Here is a 25332-nt window from a genome sequence, read left to right as displayed (position 1 = left end):
AGAGGGTCCCAGGAGCACGACCGAGGGCGCCCCCTTCCACGAAGAGGGCGCCCTCGGCGTTGGTACCGGCGGTGGTGGAGTCAGTCCTTGCTGATCTCCCAGAAGCGGAACACCGTCGAGGCGTCGAGGCAGTTCTCGAGGCCGTAGACGTTGTCCCGCACGATCGCGTACTGCTTGGCCTGCCAGATCGGGAGGACCGGGAGGTCCTCGGCCACGATGTCCTGGATCTTGCCGTACTCGATGTCGGTCGAGGAGCGGTTGCTCTGGGCGGCCGTCTTCGGGATGAGCCGCCCGGTGATCGTGCTGTTCGTGTAGTGGTTGCTCAGCACGTTGCCCTTGCCGAAGAAGGGGGCCGTGAAGTTGTCGGGGTCCGGGTAGTCGGGCACCCAGCCCTTCACGTACACACCGTACTTGCCCTTGGCGATGTCCTTCTCGTACTGGTCGTACGCGACGGACTTCACGGTCGCGTCGAACAGCCCGCTGGCGTTGAGCTGCTGGGCGATCGCCCTGAACTCCTGGTCGGTGGCGGGGCCGTAGCGCGAGGGGGTCGACCAGAGGGTGAGCCTGACCTTGCCGGTGATGCCCTCGGCCCGGAGCGCGGCGGCGGCCTTCGTCCTCGAGGGGCGGGCTCCGTAGCGGTCGAAGAAGGCCGTGTTGTGGCCGGCGACACCGGCCGGGACGATCGAGTACAGCGGCGTCGCGGTGTCCTCGTAGACCTGGTTGACCAGGGCCTCGCGGTCGAGCAGATAGGCGATGGCCTTGCGCACGCCGAGCTTGCCGGCGACCGGGTCGTCCAGGTTGAAGACCATGTGCTGGACCTCGGCGCTGGTGCCCTCGACGACGTTGACGCCCCTGCCGGTGGAGGTGTCGTTGCTGATGTCCGCGATGTCGTCGGCGGCGAGACCTCGGTAGGCGATGTCGACCTGGTGGTTCAGCAGCGCCTTCTTCAGGGCGGTCTGGTCGCCGTGGAAGAACTTCAGCGTGATGCCGGAGTTCTTCACCTTGGCGGTGCCCTTGTAGCTGTCGTTGACCGAGAAGACGGCCTGGTCCTTGCCGAAGGAGTCCAGCTTGTACGGGCCCGAGCCGACCGCCTGGTTGTCCCTGCGCAGCCCGTTGTCCGCGTACTGCCGGTGGTCCACGATCGAGCCGGCGCCGGAGGCGATCTTGCTGGGGAAGGTGGCGTCGGCGTACTTCAGCCTGAAGACGACGGTCTTCGCGTCCGGGGTCTGGACCGTGTCGAGCATGGGGAACATGACGGCCGGACCGGAGGCGTCGTCGATCTTCAGAATGCGGTCGAAGGAGAACTTGACGTCCTCGGAGGTGAGGGCGTCACCGTTGCTGAACTTCAGGCCGTCCTGGAGCGTGCACTTGTAGACCTTGGTCGTGGCGTCAGAGAACGCGCACTCCTTGGCCGCCTCGGGAACCGGCTCCGTACCGCCGTTGGGGAAGCTCAGCAACGACTGGAAGACGTTGTTGAACAACAGCCAGGATCCCGGGTCGTAGCCGGAAGCCGGGTCGGTGGCCAGGACGTCGTCGGACATCCCCATCACCAGGGAGGAGCCGGTGCTGCCGGTGTCGCTCGTCTGCGAGCCGCAGCCGGCGAGCAGACCGGCGGCCAGCCCCGTCGCGACGGACAGGACTGGCCACTGGTTGCGCATGTTCACGAGGAGGTGCCTTGTCATTGTTTCTCTGGAGCGCCGCATGGAGCGGGCGCCGGGTCGTGCGGTCGGGCGCCGGGCCCACGGGACCCGGCGCCCTGAGAAGGACCGGTCAGCCGCCCACGCCGCGGCCGAGCTCCCACAGCTGGAGCGTGGAGGACGAGTTGAGCGCCCACTCGGTACCCGTGATGTCGTCCCGCGCGGCGATGTACTGCTTGCCCTGCCACAGCGGCAGGAGCGGTACGTCGTCGGCCACCCTGTCCTGGATCTCGGTGAGGCTCTTCGACGCGGTGAGACGGTCGGCCTCGCGGCGGGACTCCGGGATCAGCGTGCCGCGGATCGTCGAGTTCACGTACGGGGAGCCGAGGGTGTTGTCCTTGTCGAGGAACGGCGCCAGGTAGTTGTCGGCGTCCGGGAAGTCGGGGAACCATCCCATGCCGTAGACCTGGTACTCGTTCTTCTTCTCGGCCGGGCGGAACGTCGTCCAGGGCTCGCCCTTGATCTCGACATTGAACAGGCCGCTGGAGTTGAGCTGCTGCTTCAGCACCTCGAACTCCTTCGCGGTGGCCGAGCCGTAGTGGTCGGTCGTGTAGTGCAGGGTGAGCTTCACCGGGGTGGTGATGCTGGCCTTGTTCAGCGTCGAGGTGGCCTTGGAGACGCTCGGGTCGCCGTACTTGTTGAAGAACGAGTTGGAGTGACCCGTGATGGTGGCCGGGACCATCGAGAACAGCGGCTCGGCCTGGGAGCCGTACACCTTGGAGACGAGCTCGCCGCGGTTGATCACCTCGGCCATGGCCTGGCGGACGGCCTTGCTCTTCACCGACGGGTCGTTGGTGTTGAAGCCGAGGTAGCGGATCTCGAGGCCGGGCATCTCGACCAGGTCGATCTTGCCGGTCGCACCGGCGGCGCCGAGCTTGTTGATCTGCTCCGGCGTCATCGCGCGGGTCATGAGGTCGATGTCGCCCTTTTCGAGCGCGGCGCCCATGGTGTCGGCGCTCTCGAAGGAGCGCATCTCGACCTTGTCGTTCTTCGGCTTCAGCAGACCCTTGTAGTTCGGGTTCTTGGTGAAGGTGACCTTGACGGCCTCGTCGTTCTTGACGTCGGCCTGGAGGGTGTACGGGCCGGAGCCGTCGACGGAGAAGCCGTCGCGCAGCTTGTCCTTCTCGTAGTCCTTCGGGTTCACGATGCCGGCGACCGGGGTCGACAGCTTGAACGGGAAGGTGGCGTCCGCGGTCTTCAGGTGGAAGATCACCTGACGGTCGCCCTGCGTCTCCACGGTGTCGACGGTGGACAGCAGCGCGAACACACCGCTGTCGGCCTTGAGCGACAGCGCGCGGTCGATGGAGAACTTCACGTCCTTGGCGGTGATCGGGTCACCGCTCGCGAACTTCAGTCCGTCGCGCAGCGTGCAGGCGTAGCGCTCGTTGCCGGAGTCGGTGAATCCGCAGCTCTCGGCCGCCTCGGGCTGGGGGTCGCCGTCACCGCGGGGCTGGACCATCAGCGTCTGCACGGTCTGGCGCAGGATGTTCCAGGTGCCGACGTCGTACGCGTACGCCGGGTCGAGAGGAGCCGGGGCATCCTTCGATGCGGTGAACCGGTCCGTGGTGCCCACGACGATCGCGTCGCCGCCGCTTCCCCCGCTGTCGGAACCGCCACACGCGGCGAGCACCGGGGCGAGCAAGCCGACAACGGCCGGCAGCACCAAAGTCTTGCGGTTCATGCTCGAGTTTCTCCAGAGCTGTCGTGTCCGTGTACCCGCCATGCAGGGGTGGTGCGGGCGAGTCACCGGGGTTATGGCGAGGTTCTCGCGATGACATTAGTCCGCACCACCAGGACGGCCCGCAGAGACCGGAGTTGAGTTCCCATCACGCTGCGAAACCGGGCGTGGACGCACCGATAACCCGACAGCGGAAGGATTAGTGCAGCGTTCCACCAATCGGGACACAAGGGCACGCCGACCACCCCCGAAAGGGGGGTTACGGCACACGGCGGGCCGAATGTCGACCCCCTGTCAGGTGACGAACCTCACACTGTCAACTCCGTGGGAGAGTACCGGAATTCGGCCATCCGGCCCCGGAATCAATTTCCCGCCCCAGGTCCGGGGCCCTTACCTGCGGATACGCAGGGGTTATCGGCACATTCGGTTATGCACGCTGGGTGAACGCCTAGCGCATTTCCGTCATCAGACCACGGAGAAATGGCAGGTCGACCTCTTCCAGTGAGGTCACGACCGTGCGCCGGACGGCGGGGGCGATCGGCGCGACGGAGGGGACGGCGACCACGTGGCAGCCCGCGGCCTCCGCGGCGGCGACGCCCGTGGCGGTGTCCTCGATGACGGCGCACCGGGCCGGTTCGGCGCCGAGTCCGGACGCCGCCAGCAGATACGGGTCGGGGAAGGGCTTGGTCCGCTCCACCTCGTCGCCCGCGACGGTCAGCGCGAAGTACTGGGGGCCCAGGGAGGCCAGAACACGGTCGATGATGCGCCGGTGCGAGGCGGAGACCAGGGCGGTGGGGATCTCGTGCGCGGCGAGCTCCGCGAGGAGTCTGGCCGCCCCCGGCATCAGCGGCAGCGCCCGATCGATACGGTCCTCGAAACCGTCGTTGAGCAGCACCGTGAGCTCGCCGAGCGTGATGTCGGCCCCGGTGGCCTCGATCAGGAAACCCGCGCTGCGGGTCATGGGTCCGCCGACCACCACATGGCGCCAGGAGTCGTCGAGGGTGTGCCCGAGCGTCCGGAAGATCTCGACCTCGACGTCCCACCAGAACCCCTCGGTGTCCACCAGGGTGCCGTCCATGTCCAGGAGCACGGCCTGCAGCGCTGAGCCTTCGGCCGTACGGGTACCGAGCGCGGGAACCGTAGTGGTCATCCTGGCGCACCTCCTTGAGGGACGAGAAGGCCGGTTCCCTCAGGGGGAACCGGCCTGCTGTGGACCGTCCAGTGTACGACGGCGTCAGGTGAAACGCCTGTTGGTTGTGAGGGCCCTCCGACGCGCCTCGCGCCGAGTCACCTCGCGTTGAAGTACTTCGCCTCCGGGTGGTGGATCACGATCGCGTCCGTGGACTGCTCGGGGTGCAGCTGGAACTCCTCCGAGAGGTGGACGCCGATGCGCTCGGGCTCCAGGAGTCGGGCGATCTTGGCGCGGTCCTCCAGGTCGGGGCAGGCGCCGTAGCCGAGGGAGAAACGGGCACCGCGGTACTTGAGGTCGAACATGTCCTCGATGGCCGAGGGGTCCTCACCGGCGAAGCCGAGCTCGGAGCGGACGCGGGCGTGCCAGTACTCGGCGAGGGCCTCGGCCAGCTGCACGGACAGGCCGTGCAGTTCGAGGTAGTCGCGGTAGGAGTTCGCCTCGAAGAGCTTGGCCGTCTCCTCGCCGATGCGGGAGCCGACCGTGACGACCTGGAGGCCGACGACGTCCCGCTCACCGGACTCCTCGGGCCGGAAGAAGTCGGCCAGGCACAGCCGCCGTCCGCGGCGCTGGCGCGGGAAGGTGAAGCGGGTGCGCTCGTTGCCCTGTTCGTCCAGGATGATCAGGTCGTCGTCCTTGGACACACAGGGGAAGTAGCCGTAGACGACGGCCGCTTCGAGCAGGTTGTCGGTCTGGAGCTTGTCCAGCAGTCCGCGCAGCCGGGGGCGGCCCTCGGTCTCGACGAGTTCCTCGTACGTCGGCCCGTCGCCCGCACGGGCCTGCTTCAGGCCCCACTGGCCCTTGAACAGCGCGCCCTCGTCCAGCCAGGAGGCGTACTCCTTGAGCTGGATGCCCTTGATGACACGGGTGCCCCAGAAGGGCGGGGTGGGCACCGGGTTGTCGACGGCGACGTCCGAGCGCACGTGGCCCTCCTCCGGGCGCTCCTCGACGACCGTCGGGGCGGTGGCCCGCACCCGGCGCTGCTTGAGCTCCGGCAGTACGGCCCCCGGCACGCCCCGCTTGACCCCGATGAGCGCGTCCATCAGGCGCAGGCCCTCGAACGCGTCCCGGGCGTAGCGGACTTCGCCCTCGTAGATCTCGTACAGGTCCTGCTCGACGTACGCCCTCGTCAGGGCGGCGCCGCCGAGGATGACCGGGTAGTCGGCGGACAGCCCGCGCTGGTTGAGCTCCTCCAGGTTCTCCTTCATGATCACCGTGGACTTGACCAGCAGGCCCGACATGCCGATGACGTCGGCCCGGTGTTCCTCGGCCGCGTCCAGGATCGCGGAGACCGGCTGCTTGATGCCGAGGTTGACGACGTTGTAGCCGTTGTTGGACAGGATGATGTCGACGAGGTTCTTGCCGATGTCGTGCACGTCGCCGCGCACGGTCGCCAGCACGATGGTGCCCTTGCCCTCGGCGTCCGACTTCTCCATGTGCGGTTCGAGGTAGGCGACCGCGGACTTCATGACCTCGGCGGACTGGAGCACGAACGGCAACTGCATCTGGCCGGAGCCGAACAGCTCGCCGACCACCTTCATGCCGTCGAGCAGCGTCTCGTTGACGATGTCGAGGGCGGGGCGGGTCTGGAGGGCCTCGGCGAGGTCGGCCTCGAGGCCGTTCTTCTCGCCGTCGATGATGCGCCGCTTGAGTCGCTCGTCCAGGGGCAGCGCGGCCAGTTCCTCGGCCTTGCCCGCCTTCAGCGACTTGGTAGTGGCGCCCTCGAACAGCGCCATCAGCTTCTGGAGGGGGTCGTAGCCCTCGGCGCGGCGGTCGTGGATCAGGTCCAGGGCTGTCTGGACCTCTTCCTCGGTGAAGCGGGCGATCGGCAGGATCTTCGACGCGTGCACGATCGCCGAGTCCAGGCCCGCCTTGACGCACTCGTCGAGGAAGACCGAGTTGAGCAGGATGCGGGCGGCCGGGTTGAGACCGAAGGAGATGTTCGAGAGGCCCAGCGTGGTCTGCACGTCGGGGCGACGGCGCTTGAGCTCGCGGATCGCCTCGATGGTGGCGATGCCGTCCTTTCGGGACTCCTCCTGGCCGGTGCAGATGGTGAAGGTCAGGGCGTCGATGAGGATGTCCGACTCGTGGATGCCCCAGTTCGTCGTCAGGTCCTCGATGAGCCGTTCGGCGATGGCGACCTTGGTCTCGACGGTACGGGCCTGGCCCTCCTCGTCGATGGTCAGCGCGATCAGCGCGGCGCCGTGCTCCTGCGCCAGCCGGGTGACCTTGGCGAAGCGGGACTCGGGGCCGTCGCCGTCCTCGTAGTTGACGGAGTTGATGACGGCCCGGCCGCCGAGCTTCTCCAGGCCGGCGCGCAGGACGTCGACCTCGGTGGAGTCCAGGACGATGGGCAGCGTGGAGGCGGTGGCGAATCGTCCGGCGAGCTCCCGCATGTCCGCGACGCCGTCCCGGCCGACGTAGTCGACGCACAGGTCCAGCATGTGGGCGCCCTCGCGGATCTGGTCGCGGGCCATCTCCACACAGTCGTCCCAGCGGGCCTCCAGCATGGCCTCGCGGAACTTCTTCGAGCCGTTGGCGTTGGTGCGCTCGCCGATCGCCATGTACGCGGTGTCCTGGCGGAACGGGACGGTCTGGTAGAGGGAGGCGGCGCCCGGCTCCGGCTGGGGGTGCCGCTGCGTCGGTGCCATCCCGCGCACGCGCTCGACGACCTGGCGCAGGTGCTCGGGGGTGCTGCCGCAGCAGCCTCCGACCAGGGACAGGCCGTACTGCTGGACGAAGGTCTCCTGCGCGTCCGCCATCTCGGGCGGGGTCAGTGGGAAGTACGCCCCGTCCTTGGTGAGGATGGGCAGCCCGGCGTTCGGCATGCACAGCAGCGGGATGCGGGAGTGGCGGGCGAGGTAGCGCAGGTGCTCGCTCATCTCGGCGGGGCCGGTGGAGCAGTTCAGGCCGATCATGTCGATGCCCAGCGGCTCCAGCGCGGTCAGCGCGGCGCCGATCTCCGAGCCCAGCAGCATCGTGCCGGTCGTCTCGAAGGCGAGGGAGACCAGCAGCGGCAGGTCGGCCCCGAGCGCGTCCAGGGCCCGGCGGGCGCCGAGGATGGACGACTTGGTCTGCAGGAGGTCCTGGGTGGTCTCGACGATCAGTGCGTCCGCGCCGCCGGCGATCAGGCCCTCGGCGTTCGCCTGGAAGCCGTCGCGCAGCGCGTGGAAGCCGATGTGGCCGAGGGTCGGCAGCTTCGTACCGGGGCCGATGGAGCCCAGCACCCACCGCTGGCGTCCGTCGCGGCCGGCGAACTCGTCGGCCACCTCGCGGGCGATGCGGGCGCCCGCCTCGGACAGCTCGTACACGCGGTCGGAGATCTCGTACTCGGCCATGGCCGAGTGGTTGGCGCCGAAGGTGTTCGTCTCCACACAGTCCACGCCCACCGCGAAGTAGGCCTCGTGGACGGAACGGACGATGTCGGGGCGGGTGATGTTCAGAATCTCGTTGCAGCCCTCGAGGTTCTCGAAGTCCTCCAGCGTCGGATCCTGCGCCTGCAGCATCGTGCCCATCGCGCCGTCGGCCACCACGACACGCTCGGCGAGCGCCCCACGGAGGGCGGCGATACGGGTCCGGTTCTCGGCAAGCTCGGACGAAAGGGACGGGTTCGGCAACGAAGCCATGAAGGTGCTCCCTGAAGTGCGACGGCTGTCGGCTTTGCGCTTCCCATGGAAGGCGCACGCCGTCAGGGTAGCCCGAGCACCGTCACGGGGTCAGGGGCCGTCCACGGGGCGGACGGGGGTGGCGGGTGCGTCCGGGGTGTTAAGACAGACCGAACATGTTGCGACGACCCATTAGCGGGAGCTCGGCAACGAACGGTAGTGTTCGACATTGCCGAACGGCGGTAGCGGAGGCGCCGCTGTCGGCCGAAGGGGACGGAGGCAGCACGGCGATGGCACGGAACATCCAGTCGCTCGAACGGGCGGCGGCGATGCTGCGGCTCCTCGCGGGCGGCGAGCGGCAGCTCGGCCTGTCCGACATCGCCTCCTCGCTGGGCCTGGCCAAGGGCACGGCCCACGGCATACTGCGCACCCTCCAGCAGGAGGGCTTCGTCGAACAGGACAGCGTCTCGGGGCGTTACCAGCTGGGCGCCGAGCTGCTGCGGCTCGGCACCACCTATCTCGACGTGCACGAGCTGCGCGCGCGGGCGCTGGTGTGGACCGACGACCTGGCCCGCTCCAGCGGCGAGAGCGTCTACCTGGGCGTGCTGCACCAACATGGCGTACTGATCGTGCACCACGTGTTCCGGCCCGACGACAGCCGTCAGGTGCTGGAGGTCGGGGCCATGCAGCCGCTGCACTCCACGGCCCTGGGCAAGGTCCTGTCGGCCTACGACCCGGTGGCGCACAGCGAGGTCCTGGAAGCCGAGCGGAAGACGTTCACGGCCCGCACGACGGTCGAACCGGAGCAGTTCGAGGGGGTCCTCGACCTGACCCGCGCGCGCGGGTACGCCGACGACGTCGAGGAGACCTGGACGGGTGTCGCCTCGGTCGCGGCGCCCATCCACAACCGGCGGCGGATGCCGGTGGGCGCGGTGGGCATCACGGGAGCCGTGGAGCGCATCTGCCGGGACGGCGAGCTGCGCCCCGAGCTGATCGCGGCGGTTCGGGACTGCGCCCGCGCGGTCTCCCGGGACCTGGGAGCCGGGCGGTTCTGACCTCCCGAAGGACGATCTGACCCCCGTACGACAACAGGCCGGTACGTGTCCGACGTACCGGCCTGTTTGGCATGCCCGCGTCGGCTATCCGAGCCTCTCAAGATCGATAACCCGCGGCGATCAATAACGATCGTGTTTTCGATAACGGAACTCTTGACGAGCTGGTAACCCCAGGGCAAGACTCCCGTCCATCGGTCGGCATTGTCGAACACCTACCGGCAATACGAGTTAGAGTGTGACAGTGCCATGGGCCGGCATCGCCCTCACCCCCGAGGGCGCGAACCACCGGAGGGACCCGGGGTTCGCCTTCCCCTGGACGAAGGACAAAGGAGTCGCGGGTGTCCAGCTCCGACATCTTCATCGGCGAGACCATAGGTACCGCCATACTCATCCTGCTCGGCGGTGGCGTCTGCGCCGCCGTCACGCTGAAGGCCTCCAAGGCCAGAAACGCCGGCTGGCTCGCCATCGCCTTCGGGTGGGGCTTCGCGGTCCTCACGGCGGTCTACACCTCCGCGCCGCTGTCCGGCGCACACCTGAACCCGGCCGTGACGCTGGCGCTGACCATCAAGGACGGCGGCTGGAACAACCTGCCGGTGTACTGGGGCGGCCAGCTGCTCGGCGCGATGATCGGCGCCACGCTGGTCTGGGTCGTGTACTACGGACAGTTCCACGCGCACCTGACCGACCCCGACATCGTGGGGGCTTCGGACGCGCAGGCCGCTGGTTCCAAGGCCGTCGAGGCGGAGGAGAAGGGCGCGGGCCCCGTCCTCGGTATCTTCTCCACCGGCCCCGAGATCCGCAACGCGGCGCAGAACCTCGCCACCGAGATCATCGCCACCGTCGTGCTGGTGCTCGCGGTCCTCACGCAGGGTCTCAACGACAAGGGCAACGGCCTCGGCCCCCTGGGCGCCCTGATCACCGCGCTGGTGGTTGTCTCCATCGGCCTCTCCCTCGGTGGACCCACCGGCTACGCGATCAACCCGGCCCGTGACCTCGGCCCGCGCATCGTGCACGCGCTGCTCCCCCTGCCGAACAAGGGCGGCTCCGACTGGAGCTACGCCTGGGTTCCGGTCGTCGGTCCGCTGATCGGCGGCGCGATCGCTGCAGGCCTTTACAACGTCGCCTTTGCTTAAAGACCCGAGGCCTTCGGGCCTCGGGCCCTCCTTGAACCGCAAGGTTTTCCGAGCCGTAAGCAATACGCCGTCAGGCCGTGAGCAGTACGCCGTGAGCCAGCCTCTTTCATACGGAACCTTCAGGAGCACACCGTGACCGACGCACACACCGCCGGCCCCTTCATCGCCGCGATCGACCAGGGCACCACGTCCAGCCGCTGCATCGTCTTCGACCGCGACGGACGCATCGTCTCCGTCGACCAGAAGGAGCACGAGCAGATCTTCCCGAAGCCGGGCTGGGTCGAGCACAACGCCGCCGAGATCTGGACCAACGTCCAGGAAGTCGTGTCCGGCGCCATCGAGAAGGCGGGCATCACCCGCGACGACATCAAGGCCATCGGCATCACCAACCAGCGCGAGACCACCGTGCTGTGGGACAAGAACACCGGTGAGCCCGTCCACAACGCCATCGTCTGGCAGGACACCCGCACCGACGCGCTCTGCAAGGAGCTCGGCCGCAACGTCGGCCAGGACCGCTTCCGCCGCGAGACCGGCCTGCCGCTCGCGTCCTACTTCGCCGGCCCCAAGGCCCGCTGGCTGCTCGACAACGTCGAGGGCCTGCGCGAGCGCGCCGAGGCCGGGGACATCCTCTTCGGCACCATGGACTCCTGGGTCATCTGGAACCTGACGGGCGGTGTGAACGGCGGTCACCACGTCACCGACGTCACCAACGCCTCCCGCACCATGCTGATGAACCTGCACACCCTGGCGTGGGACGAGAAGATCGCCGAGTCCATCGGCGTCCCGCTGGCGATGCTGCCGGAGATCCGCTCCTCCGCCGAGGTCTACGGCGAGGTCACCGGCGGCCCGCTCGGCGAGCTGCTCGGCGGCATCCCGGTCGCCTCCGCGCTCGGCGACCAGCAGGCGGCCCTGTTCGGCCAGACCTGCTTCTCCGAGGGCGAGGCCAAGTCCACGTACGGCACCGGCACGTTCATGCTGATGAACACCGGCGACAAGATCATCAACTCGTACTCGGGCCTGCTCACCACGGTCGGCTACCGCATCGGCGACCAGGCTCCGGTCTACGCCCTCGAGGGCTCGATCGCCGTCACCGGTTCGCTGGTGCAGTGGATGCGCGACCAGATGGGCCTGATCAAGTCCGCCGCCGAGATCGAGACCCTCGCGTCCTCGGTCGAGGACAACGGCGGTGCCTACTTCGTGCCGGCCTTCTCCGGTCTGTTCGCCCCGTACTGGCGCCCCGACGCCCGCGGTGTGATCGCCGGTCTGACCCGGTACGTCACCAAGGCGCACATCGCGCGCGCCGTCCTGGAGGCCACGGCCTGGCAGACCCGTGACGTCAGCGACGCCATGACGAAGGACTCCGGCGTCGAGCTCACGGCCCTCAAGGTCGACGGCGGCATGACCTCCAACAACCTGCTGATGCAGACCCTGGCCGACGTCCTGGACGCCCCCGTGGTGCGCCCGATGGTCGCCGAGACCACCTGCCTCGGCGCCGCCTACGCCGCCGGTCTCGCCGTCGGCTTCTGGACCAACACCGAGGACCTGCGCGCCAACTGGCGCCGGGCCGCGGAATGGACCCCCAACATGGACGCGGAGACCCGCGACCGTGAGTACAAGAGCTGGCTCAAGGCCGTCGACCGGACCATGGGCTGGCTCGAGGACGAGAACTGACGAGGAGTAAGAACCCGCAATGACCAGTCAGTCCACCCTGCAGACCGTGCCTGCCCTCGGTACGCACCCGGCCTCCGGCTCCAACCCGAGCCGCGCCGAGACCCGGGAGCAGCTCTCCAAGGCGACGTACGACCTTCTCGTGATCGGCGGCGGCATCCTGGGCATCTCCACCGCCTGGCACGCCGCGCAGTCCGGTCTGCGGGTGGCTCTGGTCGACGCCGGCGACTTCGCCGGCGCCACCTCCTCCGCCTCCTCCAAGCTGCTCCACGGCGGTCTGCGCTACCTGCAGACCGGCGCGGTGAAGCTGGTGGCGGAGAACCACTTCGAGCGCCGTGCGGTCTCCCGCCAGGTGGCCCCCCACCTCGCGAACCCGCTCACGTTCTACCTCCCCGTGTACAAGGGCGGGCCGCACGGCGCGGCGAAGCTCGGGGCGGGCGTCTTCGCCTACTCCGCGCTGTCGGCGTTCGGTGACGGCGTCGGCCACCTGCTCTCGCCGGCCAAGGCGCAGCAGGACGTGCCGGAGCTGCGCACCGAGAACCTCAAGGCCGTGGCCGTGTACGGCGACGACCAGATGAACGACGCGCGCATGGCGCTGATGACGGTCCGCGCGGCCGTCGAGGCGGGCGCGGTCGTGCTCAACCACGCGGAGGTGACCGGCCTGCGCTTCACCAAGGGCCGGGTCACGGGCGCGGACCTCAAGGACGGTACGAACGGCGCGGAGTTCGGCGTCAACGCGCACCTCGTCCTCAACGCCACCGGTCCCTGGGTCGACCACCTGCGCAGGATGGAGGACCCGAACGCGGCGCCGTCCATCCGCCTGTCCAAGGGCGCGCACCTGGTCCTCAAGCGCACCTCCCCCTGGAAGGCCGCGCTCGCCACCCCCATCGACAAGTACCGCATCACCTTCGCCCTCCCCTGGGAGGACATGCTGCTGCTCGGTACGACCGACGAGGAGTACGAGGGCGACCCGGCGGACGTCGCGGTCAACGAGAAGGACATAGCCCAGATCCTGGACGAGGCCGCGTTCTCCATCCGCGACCAGCAGCTCTCCCGTGATCTGATCACGTACTCCTTCGCCGGTCTGCGGGTGCTGCCCGGCGGCCCCGGCGACACCTCGAAGGCCAAGCGCGAGACGGTCGTCACGGAGGGCCGCGGCGGGATGCTGTCCGTCGCGGGCGGCAAGTGGACCACGTTCCGGCACATCGGCCGTACGGTCATGAAGAAGCTGGAGTCGCTGCCGGGCCGCCCGCTGGGCGACGACTTCGAGCCGATCTCCGAGCTGCCGAAGAAGATGCCGCTGCCGGGTGTCGCCAACCCGCGCGCGGTCGCCCACCGGCTGCTCGTCGACGGCCCGGCGCCCGGCCCCCGTATGGGCGCCGACACCGCCAAGCACCTGGCGACGCACTACGGTTCGCTGGCGTTCGACATCGCGCGCCTGGCGAACGAGAACCCGGAGCTCGGCGAGCGCGTCCACCCGGACGCCCCGGAGATCTGGGCACAGGTCGTGTGGGCCCGCGACCACGAGTGGGCCGAGACGACGGACGACGTGCTGCGCCGCCGTACGACGCTGACGATCCGCGGGCTCGCCACGGACGAGATCCGCGGCAAGGTGCAGGACCTGCTCGACAAGAAGTGACCCAGAAGTGATCAGATCCTGAGCGGATGATCCGATCGGCTTGAGGGGCGGCTCCCACGGGGGGAGCCGCCCTTCTGCGTGCGCCGCCATGGCCGAGCACCCGTCAGCCCCCCTCCCCCCGAATGCCTCGCGCGCGCCCTGCGGATGCGGCGGCGCGCGGTCTTCGGGGACGCGCTGCGCGACAACGCGGCCGGCCGTCGACGTACGCCGCCGGGCCGCCGACGCGCTCGCCGAGGCGGTGCGGGAGCCGGCCTGCCCGCTGGCCGGCGGCAGCCGTTCGAGTTCCGGCGCCGGCGGCTGCGACGGCGGCTCGCCGGCGTCGAACGGTCGGTCGACGGCCCGTCAGCGCAGGAGTGCCTCGACGTCCTCGGGTGACGTCAACTCCGCGCGGCGCACGATCAGTTCACGCCCGAGGAGAAGCGCGCGCCGGGAGGCGGGTACCGGGTCCGGCAGGGTGGTGAGGTCGGTGAGGTGGGCGAAGCCGATGATGCGGCGGACGATCTCCGCGCCGGCGAAGCCCAGGGACTCCGTCCAGACGCGGTCCAGGAAGCGGTCGAGGAAGGCGTCGTCGAAGAAGGTGTCGACACGGGTCGGCCACAGGCGGCGGAACTCGGCCCTGAACGCGTCCCAGGAGAGCCTGAGTTGGTCGCCGTGGTCGCCCTCGACGCCGAGCGCGTCCGCGCGGGCCGCGGAGACGAGCGTGTTCGCCCAGTACAGGCCGAGGTCGAAGCCGATCGGGCCGACGAAGGAGAACTCGGGGTCGAAGACCCGTACCACCGGGGCGCCCTCGCGCGTGCCGACCATGATGCTGCCGGTGTGCAGGTCGCCGTGGAGCAGGGCCTGCGCGCCGGTCATGAAGAGGTGGCGCAGTTCGGCGACCTCGGTGCGCAGTCGCGGGTCGGAGCGGAAGGCGACGGCGAGGTCGTCGAGGCCGGGGTGCCAGTGGTTGTGCTCGTGCTCGAGGTACGGCTCGCTGAGCACGACGTCCTCGGTGATCTTGCACAGCTCGGGGCTGACGGAGGCCGCGATCAGCGCCTTGCGTTCGGCCGAGGGCATACCGAAGTCGCTGGTGGCGAAGGAGAGCTGGGCGACGAACTCGCCGATGCGGCGGGAGGTGTCCGGGCCGTAGGTGCCGCCCTCGTTGAGGATCGTGCGCAGCACCTCCAGGTCGGACATGTCCTCCATGACGAGGGCGTAGTTGTCGGAGTCGTAGCCGTGGATCGCCGGGATCTTGTCCGGGGCGACCTTGGCGACCTGCTCGTAGGCGCGGGCCTCGGCGTCGGCGCGCTCGGGGCTCATCGGCCAGGAGGGGCCCGCGACCCGCACCCAGGGCAGGGCCTGCTTGACGGCGAGGCCCCGGGTGCGGTCGGTGGCGGTGACGAGGAAGACGCGGTTCATGTTGCCGTCGGAGACCTCGCGGACCTCCGGCTCGTCGGTGCCCCAGTGGCCGCGCTCACGCAGATAGCCGGCGATGTCCTCGGTCTCCAGGATGCGGTAGCCCATCGACTCGTAACTCCCTTATGCGGTGCGGCGCTTGGACAGGGTGAAGCTGAAGACCAGGGCGAGGATGAGGACCGCGCCCTCGACGACGTCCTGCGTGTAGTACGGCAGTCCCTCGATGGTCAGACCCGTGGTGATGATCCCGATCAGGACGGCGCCGAGGGCCGTGCCCCACACGTTGGGGCGGCCCCGGCCGAGGACGGAGGTGCCGACGAGGGCGACGGCGACGGCTTCGAGCAGCTGGGAGGTGCCGGCGGAGACATCGCCCTGGCCGATGCGGGAGGCCAGGATCAGGCCGCCGATGGAGGCGAGGACGCCGGAGAGGACGTAGGCGAGCGCCCGGTACGCGCCGACGCGGATGCCGGCCAGCCGCGAGGCCTCGGGGTTGGCGCCGATCGCGTACAGCACGCGCCCCCAGCGGGTGCGGGCCAGGAACACCCAGGCGACGACGGTCAGCGCGCCGAAGATCAGCACCGAGCCGGGTATGCCGAGGAAGGTGCCGCGGTCGATGCGCAGGAAACCCTCGGTGAACCTGCCGGGCGCGGTGGTGCCGTCGGACTGGGTCATGCCGGGGGTGATGGACTGGCCGTCGACCAGGATGAGTTTGGTGCCCTGGATCACGAACATGGTGCCGAGCGTGGCGAGCATGTCGGGGATCTTGAGGACGACGATCAGCAGGGCGTTCAGCAGCCCGGCCAGTGCGCCGGCCGCGACGACCGCGAGGATCGCGACCGTGCCGACCTGGTTGTAGGTGACCATCGTCTTCGCGGCGACCGTGACGCCGAGGCCGGCGACGGCGCCGACCGACATGTCCATTCCGCCGACGGCCATGGTGAGCGTGACGCCGAGGCCGAGGATGGCGGCGACGGAGACGTACCGGAGGGTGTCGAGGAGCGTCGCCGAGTCGCGGAAGGACGGCTCGCTGATCGCGAAGTACGCGAAGAGCGTGACGGTGACGAAGATGAAGCCGTACTTGATGACGGCGTTCTGGATCCGGTGGCCGACGGCGGCTGCGGACGGGGCCGCCGTCGGCACGGAGGTGCTCTGGGTGGTGGTCATGGCGTGCTTCCTGGTGTGCCGGGCATCAGACGGACGCCGAGATGGTCTGGATCACGCGGTCGCGCTCCGCGTCTTCCCCGTACGCGTCGAGGCGGATCTCGCCCGCGGCCAGGACGACGACCCGGTCGGCGATCTCGAGGACCTCGTCGACGTCGGCCGACAGGACGAGGACGGCTGCCCCTTCGGCGGCCAGGGCGCGGGCGCGGCGGCCGATGTCGCGGCGGGCGCCGATGTCCACTCCTCGGAACGGCTCGTCCAGGATGAGGACGCGGGGGTTCTCGGCGAGCCAGCGGCCGACGACGACCTTCTGCTGATTGCCGCCCGACAGCTCCTCGACGGGGCTGTGTTCGTCCCGGGCGACGACGCCGAGCTGTTCGATGGTGGCGCGGCCGAGCGCGTCCTCCTTGGAGCGGCTCACGAGTCCCACCGTGGAGAGCGACCTGAGGAAGGGCAGGGAGATGTTCTGGGCCACCGACCAGCCGGGGACCAGCGCGTCCGTGTGCCGGTCCTCCGGGACCAGGTGGATGCCGCCGCGGATGGCGTCGGCCGGGCGGCGCGGCTCGTAGGGCTTCCCGTCCAGTTCGACCGCTCCCCCGGTGAAGGGTTCGGCGCCGAAGAGGCCGCGGGCCAGTTCTGTCTTGCCCGCGCCCAGCAGCCCGACGACGCCGGTGACTTCGCCGGTGCGCAGGTCGAGGTCCTGGGGCGGGTGACCCGCCAGGAGCGGAACGCCGCGCAGGGAGAGGACGACCTCGCCTTGCTCGCCTGTGCGCCGCGGCCGGGCGGTGGTCGTCTCCTGGGCCTGGGCGAGCATGGCGCGCAGGGCGCTGTCCCAGTCGAAGGGCTTGACCTGGTCCTCGGTGAGACGGCCGTCCCGCAGGACGACCAGGCGGTCGGCGAGTGCGTCGATCTCGCCGAGGCGGTGGGAGACGTAGAGCACCGCGATGCCCTCCGACCGCATCCGCTCGACGAGCGCGAACAGGCGCTCCGCCTCGGCGGCGGAGAGCGCCGAGGTCGGTTCGTCGAGGACGAGGAGGCGGGGCCGGGTCGCCAGGGCCCGGGCCAGGATCAGCAACTGGCGGTCGGAGATGCCGAGTTCGGTGACGTCGCGCCTGAGCACGGCGTCGCTCCAGCCGAGGTCGAGGGCCGACTGGATCTCACGGGCCCGGGCCAGCAGCCGGCGCCCGCCCCGGAACGGGTTGCCGCGCGCCTGCGCCAGCTCCTCGAAGACCAGGTTCTCGGCGACCGAGAGGCCGGGAACGATGCCCTCGCCGATGCGCTGGTGCACCGTCTGGATGCCCAACTGGCGAGCGGCGAGCGGGGAGTGGAGCGCGGCGGGCACGCCGTTCACGCTCACCTGACCGCCGTGCTCCGTGTGCACGCCGGACAGGATCTTGATGAGCGTGGACTTGCCCGCGCCGTTCGCGCCGAGCAGCGCGACGACGCTGCCCGGCGCGATGTCCAGGGAGACGGAGGCGAGCACCGTCTTGCCCCCGAAGGCCATGCTGACGTCGCGCAGGGCGACCGCCGCGCTCTCCACCGGAGCGTCAGTGGGCGACATTGGCAATCCAGTCCGCGGTGCTGACCTTGGAGAGGTTCAGCGCGGGCAGCGCCGTGCGCAGCTGGTCCATGTTCTCGATCTTGTTCTGCTTCAGGAAGTCCTGGGTGATGGCGACGGCCGGGAACTCGACCGAGGTGGTGTTCAGCTGACCGGCCAGTTCCAGGGCGGCCGTACGGACGACCGCGGCGCCGACCGCGGACGGGTCGGTGCCCGCCGTGGCGACCCACGGGCTGTCCTTGGCGGTCATGTTCTGGATGTCGGCGTTGGAGACGTCCGCGCCGAAGACCTTCACCTTGCCCTGGAGCTTCTTGTTCTGGACAGCGAGGACGGTCCCCTTGGCGAGCTCGTCGTAGGGGGCGAAGACGCCGGTCACGTCGGAGTTCTGGGTGAGCGCGGCGGACACCAGGGGAACGTTGTCGGTGGCGGTGGAGTCGGTGACCTTGCCGACCTTGAACGCCTGCTTCCAGCCGTTGGCGTCGGCGGTCTTCTTCCAGACACTGTCGCGCTTGTCCAGGGCGGCGTACCCGGCGACGTTGACGTAACCGACCTTGGCGTTCTTGCCGAGGTCCTTCGCCATGACGTCGAGCACGGCCTGCGCCATGCTCGCGTCGTCCTGCTTGGTGCTGACGACGCTCTTGTTGGTGGTCTCGACGTCGTAGACGACGACCTTGATGCCCTTCTTCACCGCCTGGTCGATCTCGGGCTGGATCGTGGCCGGGAAGCCGTGGTCGACGATGATGGCCTGTGCGCCGGAGTTGATGGCCGAGGACAGGTCGGTGGCCTGCTTGGCGTTGTCGGCCTGGGCGTCGTACACGGTCAGGTCGATGCCGAGGGCCTTGGCCTGCGCCTTGGCGCCGTTGCCCCACTGCTCGAAGTAGTCGCCGGCGCCGCTCTGCCGGACCAGGGCCACCTTCACGTCGCCCTTGCTGAACGGCGCGGGCTTCTTGCCGGTCGCGGCGGCGGCCGAGGCGGCCTGGTCACCGGTGCTCTGCGAGGCGTTGGAGGACTGGGAGCAGCCCGCGAGGAAGAGCGCGGAGACGGAGGCGAGCGACAGCGCGGCGAGGGGGACGCGGGTGCGGGCGGTACGGGACATGACGGCTCCAGGGCTGGACAAGCAGAAGTGAGCGGGGCGAAGAGGGAGTGCCGGTCCGGAGCGCCGGAGAGGAAACAAGCCAGGGCGGCATACGTCTCGTACACGGGCGGGGCGCCTCGGGTTCACGGGGAACGCACCGAGGGCGGGGCGTGGTTGAGCGCTCCGGGGGAGGTCAGCGACAGCGGGCTGTGGTCGACCGGAGCAAGTCCACGTACAGCCGCCGCACGAGCAGCAGCGTCTTCATAGGCAGATCATGTGAACGTTTCCAGCCAGCCGTCAAAGTTTTGGACGCCGATTCTCAGTATGTGGAACAACCACTTCGTCACACTCGGCCGATCACCGGGCGGGAGTTACCATCGCCGGACGACGTTGGACAGTGAGGCTTCCGATGACGACACCATGCGCGACAGCGACACATCGCTGCAGCGGCGCGGCATGTCGCGGCTGACCACCGGCTCTCCCGCCTCCTGCACGCCGCCCTCCTCATCCTCATCTCCTGGCCGGGCACCGATGTCAGTCTCGGTATCCGGACACCCCATCCACCCCTTGGAGTTTCTCCCATGACCCTGCTGACGACGTGGCCCGAGTCCGGACCCGAGACGCTGGTGCGCCGTACCTCCGACCCGGCCGAGATCGCCGCCGCGCTCGCGCCGATCGGTGTGCGCTACGAGCAGTGGCCGGTCCGCGAGGACGTGCCCGCGGACGCGGACAGCGACACGGTGTTCGCCGCGTACGGTGCCGAGATCGAGAAGCTGAACGCGCAGGAGGGCTTCACGACGGTCGACGTCCTCGGGCTGCACCCGAGCGACGACCCCGAGTACCCCGCCAAGGCGAAGGCCGCGCGCGCGAAGTTCCTCCAGGAGCACACGCACGACGACGATGACGAGGTGCGCTTCTTCGTCTCGGGATCCGGGATCTTCTATCTCCACGTCGGCGGCGAGGTGCACGCCGTGCTGTGCGAGAAGGGCGACCTGCTGGGCGTGCCGCGCGGTACGACGCACTGGTTCGACATGGGTACGTCGCCGTCGTTCACCGCGATCCGGTTCTTCCACGAGGAGGACGGCTGGGTCGGGAACTTCACCGGTGACCGGATCGCGGACCGCTTCCCGGACTTCGACACGATCGACGCGGGGTACCAGCGGGACCGGGCCACGGCGTGACGCTCCGGTTCGACGTGGACGCCGTGGTGCTCGACATCGAGGGCACCACGAGCGCCACGGGGTTCGTCGTGGACGTGCTGTACCCGTACTCCCGCTCTCGATTCGGAGCACTGCTCTCGGAGCGGAGCGGTGATCCGGCGGTGGCGCGGGCGACCGCGCAGGTGCGGGAGCTGATCGCGGAGCCCGACGCGGACGCCGCCCGCGTCGAGAAGGCCCTGAACGACTGGCTCGACGAGGACCGCAAGGCCACCCCGCTCAAGACGCTCCAGGGCATCATCTGGTCCGAGGGATTCGCGCGCGGCGACCTCGTCTCGCACTTCTACGAGGACGTCGTCCCGGCGCTGCGCGCCTGGCACGCGACGGGCGTACGGCTGCACGTGTACTCCTCGGGGTCCGTGGCGGCGCAGCGGGCGTGGTTCCGGTCCAGCCCCGAGGGCGATCTGCTGCCGCTCGTCGAGGGGTTGTACGACACGGAGAACGCGGGGCCCAAGCAGGAGCCGACGTCGTACGGGACCATCGCGGCGGCGCTGGGCACCGCGCCCGACCGGCTGCTGTTCCTCTCCGACCGGCCGGGCGAGCTGGACGCGGCGCGGGCGGCCGGATGGCGGACCGTGGGGGTACGCCGCCCCGGGGAGCCGTACTACGAGCAGGGCGTCGGCGATCACCCGCAGGCGGGGACGTTCGACGAGATCACCATCGCGAGGAGCACCACATGACCGCCGAGACGCCGGCCCTCGACCTCAAGGAGGCGGGCGCGGTCCTGGCCGCCGAGTCGGCCCGCTTCGCCTCCTTCGGCTGGATGCGCGGCACGTCCGGCAACCTGTCCGTCGTCCTGAGCCGGGATCCGCTGCGGCTCGCCGTCACCGCGAGCGGGCACGACAAGGGCGAACTCACGCCCGACGACGTGGTGCTGGTGGACGGTTCGGGTGCGGCGGTCGCGGGCGGGAAGCCGTCGGCGGAGGCCGAGCTGCACGCGCGCGTGGCCGCGCTCACGGGTGCGGGGGCCGTCGTCCACGTCCACACGGTCGCGTCCGTGGCCATGGGGCGCCGGGAGCCCGGGGGCATCGTGTTCCGGGACCTGGAGATGCTCAAGGGCGTCGGCCTGCCCGCCCACGACGTCGAGGTCACCCTCCCCGTCATCGCCAACAGCCAGGACATGAAGGTCCTGGGCGACCACCTGGAAGCGGCCCGCGACCCCCGCATGCCGGCGGTCGTCGTGGCAGGCCACGGGCTGTACGTCTGGGGTGCGGACCCGCGCCGGGCCCGCCATCACACCGAAGTGGTGGAGTGGCTGCTGGAGTTGGAACTGACGGGCCGCTGAGTCACCGCGGCGGGTGGACTCACCCGGGATGAAGCACCGTGTGAGTCCGCCCCCGCCCGGCGGCTAGCGCAGGTGGTGGGCCGGGAGTTCGCCCGCCGATATCTCCAGCACCCCGCGTTCGGTCACCAGGCCCGTCACCAGGCGGCCCGGGGTGACGTCGAAGGCCGGGTTGTGGCCTCGGGACTCCGCCGGCGCCGTTCGTACGCCCGACCACTCCAGCACCTCGTCCTCGCCGCGGAGTTCGATGTGGATGTCGGCACCCGTGGCCGTGGCCAGGTCGACCGTCGTGGTGGGGGCGGCCACCAGGAACGGGATTCCGGCGTCCGCGCAGGCGAGGGCGACCCCGACCGTGCCCACCTTGTTGGCCGTGTCGCCGTTGGCGGCGATGCGGTCCGCGCCGACGATCGCCGCGTCGACCTCGCCCCTCAGAATCGTTCCCGCGGCGGCACCGTCGGCCTGGACGTAGTGCGGTATGCCCTCCTGGACGAGTTCCCAGGCGGTGAGGCGGGAGCCCTGGAGGAGGGGACGCGTCTCGTCGGCGTACACGACCTCGACCAGGCCACGCGCGTGCAGTTCACGGATGACGCCGAGCGCCGTGCCCCAGCCGGCGGTGGCGAGCGCACCGGTGTTGCAGTGCGTGAGCACCCGCAGCGGCCGGTCCACCCCGACCTTCTTGAGCAGCCAGTCCGCGCCGTACGCCCCCATCGCCCGGTTCGCCTCGACGTCCTCGCGCTGGACGGCCGCGGCCTCCGCGAGCACCGCGTCCAGTCCCTCGTCGAAGCGGGCCATCACCCGGTCGACGCACACCATGAGGTTCACCGCGGTCGGGCGCGCCGCACGGACGCGGGCCACAGCCGCCCGCGTCTCCTCGGCCGACCAGCCCTCGCGGCCGCCCTGCAACAGCGCGAGCGCCACCCCGTACGCCCCCGCCGCCCCGATCGCCGGCGCGCCGCGCACGACGAGCCGCTGGATGGCGTCCACCAGCCCGTCCACGTCACGGATCTCGCGGGTCTCGGTGCGGTGCGGCAGGGCCGTCTGGTCGATGAGCGCGAGGCTGTTTCCGGTCCAGTCGACGGCGCGCAGTTCCTGGGGCATAACGGGCACTCCTGATGTTCCGAAGATGCGCGACACCGTACATGACCTCGGCGAACCACAGTTCGAGACAACCGGACGCGTGTCCTGAAACCGGTGTTACTCTCCAGCACCCGCAGCCCCCAGGCCGACGTGAAGGAGGACGTGTGCTGCTCACGATGCGCCGCTTCCTCGACTTCGGCCGGTGCGCCGCCGACGGCTGTCGTAGCTGACCGCAGTTCAGCTCCCGCCGTTCACCCCGAGGTCCCCCCTCACCGCTCCACCCTCTTCGCGCTGCCGCCCCAGCGTGCCCCGCCGCACCCACTGGAAGGTCGTCCCCATGTCCCCCGTGTCCCGCAGAAGTCGCCGCCCCCTCCAGTTCGCCGCCCTCGCGGCGGGCACCGCGCTCCTCGCCACCGCCTGCAACGCGGCCGCCAAGGACAGTTCCTCCGAAGGCGCCAAGAGCAGCGGCAAGTCCTTCACCCTGGTCACGCCCGACGCCGTCGGGCAGAACGAGTTCCTGAAGCTCGCGGTCGACGGGGTGAAGGCCGCGGCCAAGGCGCACGACGGGACGCAGAAGGTCTACGAGTCCTCCGACACCGCCTCGCAGCAGCAGAACGTGCAGGCCGCGGTGGAGGCCAAGCCCGACGTCATCGTGCTGGTCGGCTTCGAGTTCGCCGACCTGGTCGCGCAGCAGGCCAAGGCCCACGCCGACCAGCAGTTCCTGATGATCGACGCGTGCACGACGAAGACGTTCAAGAACGTCGGTTGCGCGGTCTTCCGCGAGCACGAGGGTGTGTACCTCGCGGGCGCCGAGGCCGGGCTGCTCAGCAAGAGCGGCAAGGTCGGCGCGGTGGACGTCCTCGACACACCCCAGTTCCGGCGCTACAGCGACCCGTTCGCGGCCGGTGCCAGGAAGGTGGCCGCCAAGACGTCCACCTCGACGCGCTTCGTCGGCGGCCAGTCCCCGTTCGACGACTCGGCGCGCGCGAAGGAGCAGGCGAACTCCCTCCTGTCCAAGGGCACCGACCAGATCATGGCGGCGGCCGCGGCCGGCAACTACGGCGTCTTCGAGGCCGCGAAGGCCAAGGGCGCGTTCGCCTACGGCGTCGACGTCAACCAGTGCGTCTCCTCGCCCGGCACGGTCGTCGACAATGTGATCAAGCGCACGGACGTCGCCGTGGAGAAGGGCATCGACCAGGTCCTCGGCGGCAAGGCGGGCACGACCGTGTCGTACGGCCTGAAGGAGGGTGGCATCAGCCTGACCGGTCTCGAGGCCGGCGTCGACTCCTCCAAGTGCGTCATCGCCCAGCACAAGGACGTCCTGACGAAGGTCAAGGCGCTGCGCGACCAGATCGTCGCCGGGGAGCTGAAGGTCGATGACCCCGCAGCGAGCTGACGCCGAGGTCGCCGTCGAACTCCGGGGAATCACCAAGCGGTTCCCCGGCACGCTCGCCAACGACGCCGTCGACCTGACCGTCCGGCGCGGCGAGATCCACGCGCTGATGGGCGAGAACGGCGCGGGCAAGTCCACGCTCATGTCGGTCCTCTACGGCATGGAGCGGCCGGATGCCGGTGAGATACGGATCGACGGTCGTACGGTGACCTTCGCGGACCCCGGTGCCGCCATGGCCGCCGGGCTCGGCATGGTCCACCAGAGCTTCAAGCTGTTCGACTCGCTGACGGTCGCCGAGAACGTCGTCTTCGCGGCCGAGCCGCGCCGCTTCGGTCTGGTCGACCGGGCGGCGGCCAGGCGCCGGGTGCGCGAACTCGCCGCGGAGCACGGCCTCGCCGTCGATCCGGACGCCCGGGTCGGCGACCTGCCGGTCGGGCTGCGCCAGCGCGTGGAGATCCTGAAGCTGTTGCACCGCGGCGCCCGTACGCTCATCCTCGACGAGCCGACCGCCGTGCTCACCCCCGCGGAGGCCGACGCCCTGTTCACGGTGCTCAAGTCGCTGACCGCACAGGGCCGCACGGTGATCCTTGTCACGCACAAGCTGCGTGAGGTCCTCGAAGGCAGCGACAACGTCACGGTGCTGCGCGACGGACGCGTCGTCGCCCGGCTGCGCACCGCCGAGACCACCGCCGACGAGATCGCCGCCGCGATGACGGGCCGCGCGGTCGAGCTGGACCGCGTACACGCCCCGGGCACCCCGGGCGACGTGGTGCTGGACGTGGAGGATCTCACCACGGACGCGGTGCGCGAGGTCGGGCTCACCGTCCGCGCGGGCGAGATCGTCGGCATCGCCGGCGTCGCGGGCAACGGCCAGAGCGAGCTGATCGAGGCGCTGGCCGGGCTGCGGCGGGTCACGGCCGGGCGGGTCACCCTGCGGGGCCGGGACATCACGCACGCCTCCGCGACCGAACGGCGGGCGCGAGGCCTCGCCTACGTACCCGAGGACCGGCACGCGGTGGGCACGGCGCCCGCCGCCTCCGTCGCGGACAACCTCGCGATGGGCCACCACCGTAGGTCCCTCTCGTCCCACGGGCTCTTGCCGCCCGCGGCCGTACGCGCCCACGCGCGGCGGCTCGTCGAACGCTTCGGCGTCAAGGCGGCCACGCCCGAGGTGCCCGCTTCCGCGCTGTCCGGCGGCAACCTCCAGAAGCTGCTGATCGGCCGCGAACTGGCCCACGAGGCACCGCTGTTGCTGGTGGAGCAGCCGACGCGCGGGGTCGACATCGGCGCCATCCAGAACATCCACGACGAGCTGATCGCCTACCGCGACGCGGGCCACGCCGTCCTGCTGGTCTCGGCCGAGCTCAGCGAGATCCGCGGGCTCGCGGACCGGGTGCTGGTGATGTACGAGGGCCGCGTGACGGCGACGTACCCGAAGGACGGGGCGGACGAACGGACGCTGGGGCTGGCCATGGCCGGCGGCGCGGCTCCGGTGGAGGTCGGAGACTGA

Annotated in this window: 18 protein-coding genes; 9 read left to right on the top strand and 9 right to left on the bottom strand. The window is 69.9% G+C overall.

Annotated elements, in window-relative coordinates:
- Window positions 1-80 precede the first annotated feature (80 nt).
- The 4 genes from AQJ27_RS10550 to metH all read right to left on the bottom strand — a co-directional run bounded on the left by AQJ27_RS10550 (window position 81) and on the right by metH (window position 8190).
- Window positions 81-1664, bottom strand: a complete 1584-nt coding sequence (locus AQJ27_RS10550) for an ABC transporter substrate-binding protein (RefSeq protein WP_067365327.1) — start codon at window positions 1662-1664, stop codon at window positions 81-83.
- A 106-nt stretch (window positions 1665-1770) separates the two neighbouring features.
- Window positions 1771-3378, bottom strand: coding sequence for an ABC transporter substrate-binding protein (locus AQJ27_RS10545; protein WP_067365324.1), 1608 nt, complete (start codon window positions 3376-3378; stop codon window positions 1771-1773).
- A 445-nt stretch (window positions 3379-3823) separates the two neighbouring features.
- Window positions 3824-4525 (bottom strand): HAD family hydrolase, encoded by a 702-nt coding sequence (locus AQJ27_RS10540; protein WP_067365320.1) that lies wholly within the window; start codon window positions 4523-4525, stop codon window positions 3824-3826.
- Window positions 4526-4662: 137 nt separating this feature from the next.
- Window positions 4663-8190 (bottom strand): methionine synthase, encoded by a 3528-nt coding sequence (metH, locus tag AQJ27_RS10535; RefSeq protein ID WP_067365317.1) that lies wholly within the window; start codon window positions 8188-8190, stop codon window positions 4663-4665.
- Window positions 8191-8459: 269 nt separating this feature from the next.
- Between metH and AQJ27_RS10530 the strand changes: the two genes are divergently transcribed.
- The 4 genes from AQJ27_RS10530 to AQJ27_RS10515 all read left to right on the top strand — a co-directional run bounded on the left by AQJ27_RS10530 (window position 8460) and on the right by AQJ27_RS10515 (window position 13664).
- Entirely contained in the window at window positions 8460-9224 is a 765-nt protein-coding gene (locus AQJ27_RS10530) for an IclR family transcriptional regulator (RefSeq protein WP_067365314.1), read from the top strand.
- A gap of 338 nt (window positions 9225-9562) precedes the next feature.
- The gene (locus AQJ27_RS10525; RefSeq protein WP_067365311.1) at window positions 9563-10357 is read left to right on the top strand and encodes an MIP/aquaporin family protein; all 795 of its coding nucleotides are present in this window, start codon (window positions 9563-9565) and stop codon (window positions 10355-10357) included.
- A 132-nt stretch (window positions 10358-10489) separates the two neighbouring features.
- Window positions 10490-12028 (top strand): glycerol kinase GlpK, encoded by a 1539-nt coding sequence (gene glpK / locus AQJ27_RS10520; protein ID WP_067365308.1) that lies wholly within the window; start codon window positions 10490-10492, stop codon window positions 12026-12028.
- 19 nt (window positions 12029-12047) lie between these two features.
- A complete protein-coding gene (locus AQJ27_RS10515; protein WP_067365305.1) occupies window positions 12048-13664 on the top strand; it encodes a glycerol-3-phosphate dehydrogenase/oxidase in 1617 nt (538 codons plus the stop codon).
- Window positions 13665-14006: 342 nt separating this feature from the next.
- Here the strand turns inward: AQJ27_RS10515 and mtnK are convergent, their stop codons facing one another.
- The 4 genes from mtnK to AQJ27_RS10495 are packed head-to-tail and all read right to left on the bottom strand — an operon-like array spanning window position 14007 to window position 18874.
- The gene (gene mtnK, locus AQJ27_RS10510) at window positions 14007-15167 is read right to left on the bottom strand and encodes an S-methyl-5-thioribose kinase (protein ID WP_067365302.1); all 1161 of its coding nucleotides are present in this window, start codon (window positions 15165-15167) and stop codon (window positions 14007-14009) included.
- A 15-nt stretch (window positions 15168-15182) separates the two neighbouring features.
- The gene (locus AQJ27_RS10505) at window positions 15183-16223 is read right to left on the bottom strand and encodes an ABC transporter permease (RefSeq protein ID WP_067365299.1); all 1041 of its coding nucleotides are present in this window, start codon (window positions 16221-16223) and stop codon (window positions 15183-15185) included.
- Between the two features lie 25 nt (window positions 16224-16248).
- Complete coding sequence (locus tag AQJ27_RS10500) at window positions 16249-17781, bottom strand: sugar ABC transporter ATP-binding protein (RefSeq protein ID WP_067365296.1); 1533 nt, start codon at window positions 17779-17781, stop codon at window positions 16249-16251.
- Entirely contained in the window at window positions 17768-18874 is a 1107-nt protein-coding gene (locus AQJ27_RS10495) for a substrate-binding domain-containing protein (protein WP_067365292.1), read from the bottom strand. The genes AQJ27_RS10500 and AQJ27_RS10495 overlap by 14 nt, the downstream gene beginning before the upstream one ends.
- 560 nt (window positions 18875-19434) lie before the next feature.
- On the opposite strand from AQJ27_RS10495, the gene AQJ27_RS10490 reads away from it, so the two are divergent.
- Genes AQJ27_RS10490 through mtnB form a run of 3 tightly spaced genes read left to right on the top strand, consistent with a single transcriptional unit; the run spans window position 19435 to window position 21355 of the window.
- Window positions 19435-20034, top strand: a complete 600-nt coding sequence (locus tag AQJ27_RS10490) for a 1,2-dihydroxy-3-keto-5-methylthiopentene dioxygenase (RefSeq protein ID WP_067365289.1) — start codon at window positions 19435-19437, stop codon at window positions 20032-20034.
- Complete coding sequence (gene mtnC / locus AQJ27_RS10485; protein ID WP_067365286.1) at window positions 20031-20750, top strand: acireductone synthase; 720 nt, start codon at window positions 20031-20033, stop codon at window positions 20748-20750. The genes AQJ27_RS10490 and mtnC overlap by 4 nt, the downstream gene beginning before the upstream one ends.
- A complete protein-coding gene (mtnB, locus tag AQJ27_RS10480) occupies window positions 20747-21355 on the top strand; it encodes a methylthioribulose 1-phosphate dehydratase (RefSeq protein WP_067365283.1) in 609 nt (202 codons plus the stop codon). Before mtnC ends, mtnB begins: the two co-directional genes overlap by 4 nt.
- Before the next feature lie 63 nt (window positions 21356-21418).
- Here mtnB and mtnA read toward each other — a convergent pair whose 3' ends face one another.
- Window positions 21419-22450 (bottom strand): S-methyl-5-thioribose-1-phosphate isomerase, encoded by a 1032-nt coding sequence (mtnA, locus tag AQJ27_RS10475; RefSeq protein WP_067365278.1) that lies wholly within the window; start codon window positions 22448-22450, stop codon window positions 21419-21421.
- A gap of 325 nt (window positions 22451-22775) precedes the next feature.
- Here mtnA and AQJ27_RS10470 point away from each other — a divergent pair, with 325 nt between their 5' ends.
- Both AQJ27_RS10470 and AQJ27_RS10465 read left to right on the top strand, forming a co-directional pair.
- Window positions 22776-23825 (top strand): BMP family ABC transporter substrate-binding protein, encoded by a 1050-nt coding sequence (locus AQJ27_RS10470; protein ID WP_067366386.1) that lies wholly within the window; start codon window positions 22776-22778, stop codon window positions 23823-23825.
- A complete protein-coding gene (locus AQJ27_RS10465) occupies window positions 23806-25332 on the top strand; it encodes an ABC transporter ATP-binding protein (RefSeq protein WP_067365275.1) in 1527 nt (508 codons plus the stop codon). Before AQJ27_RS10470 ends, AQJ27_RS10465 begins: the two co-directional genes overlap by 20 nt.

Origin of the sequence: Streptomyces olivochromogenes (genome assembly GCF_001514115.1) — a bacterium.
Classification (GTDB): domain Bacteria; phylum Actinomycetota; class Actinomycetes; order Streptomycetales; family Streptomycetaceae; genus Streptomyces; species Streptomyces olivochromogenes.
This window is presented reverse-complemented; position numbering and strand designations above follow the sequence as displayed.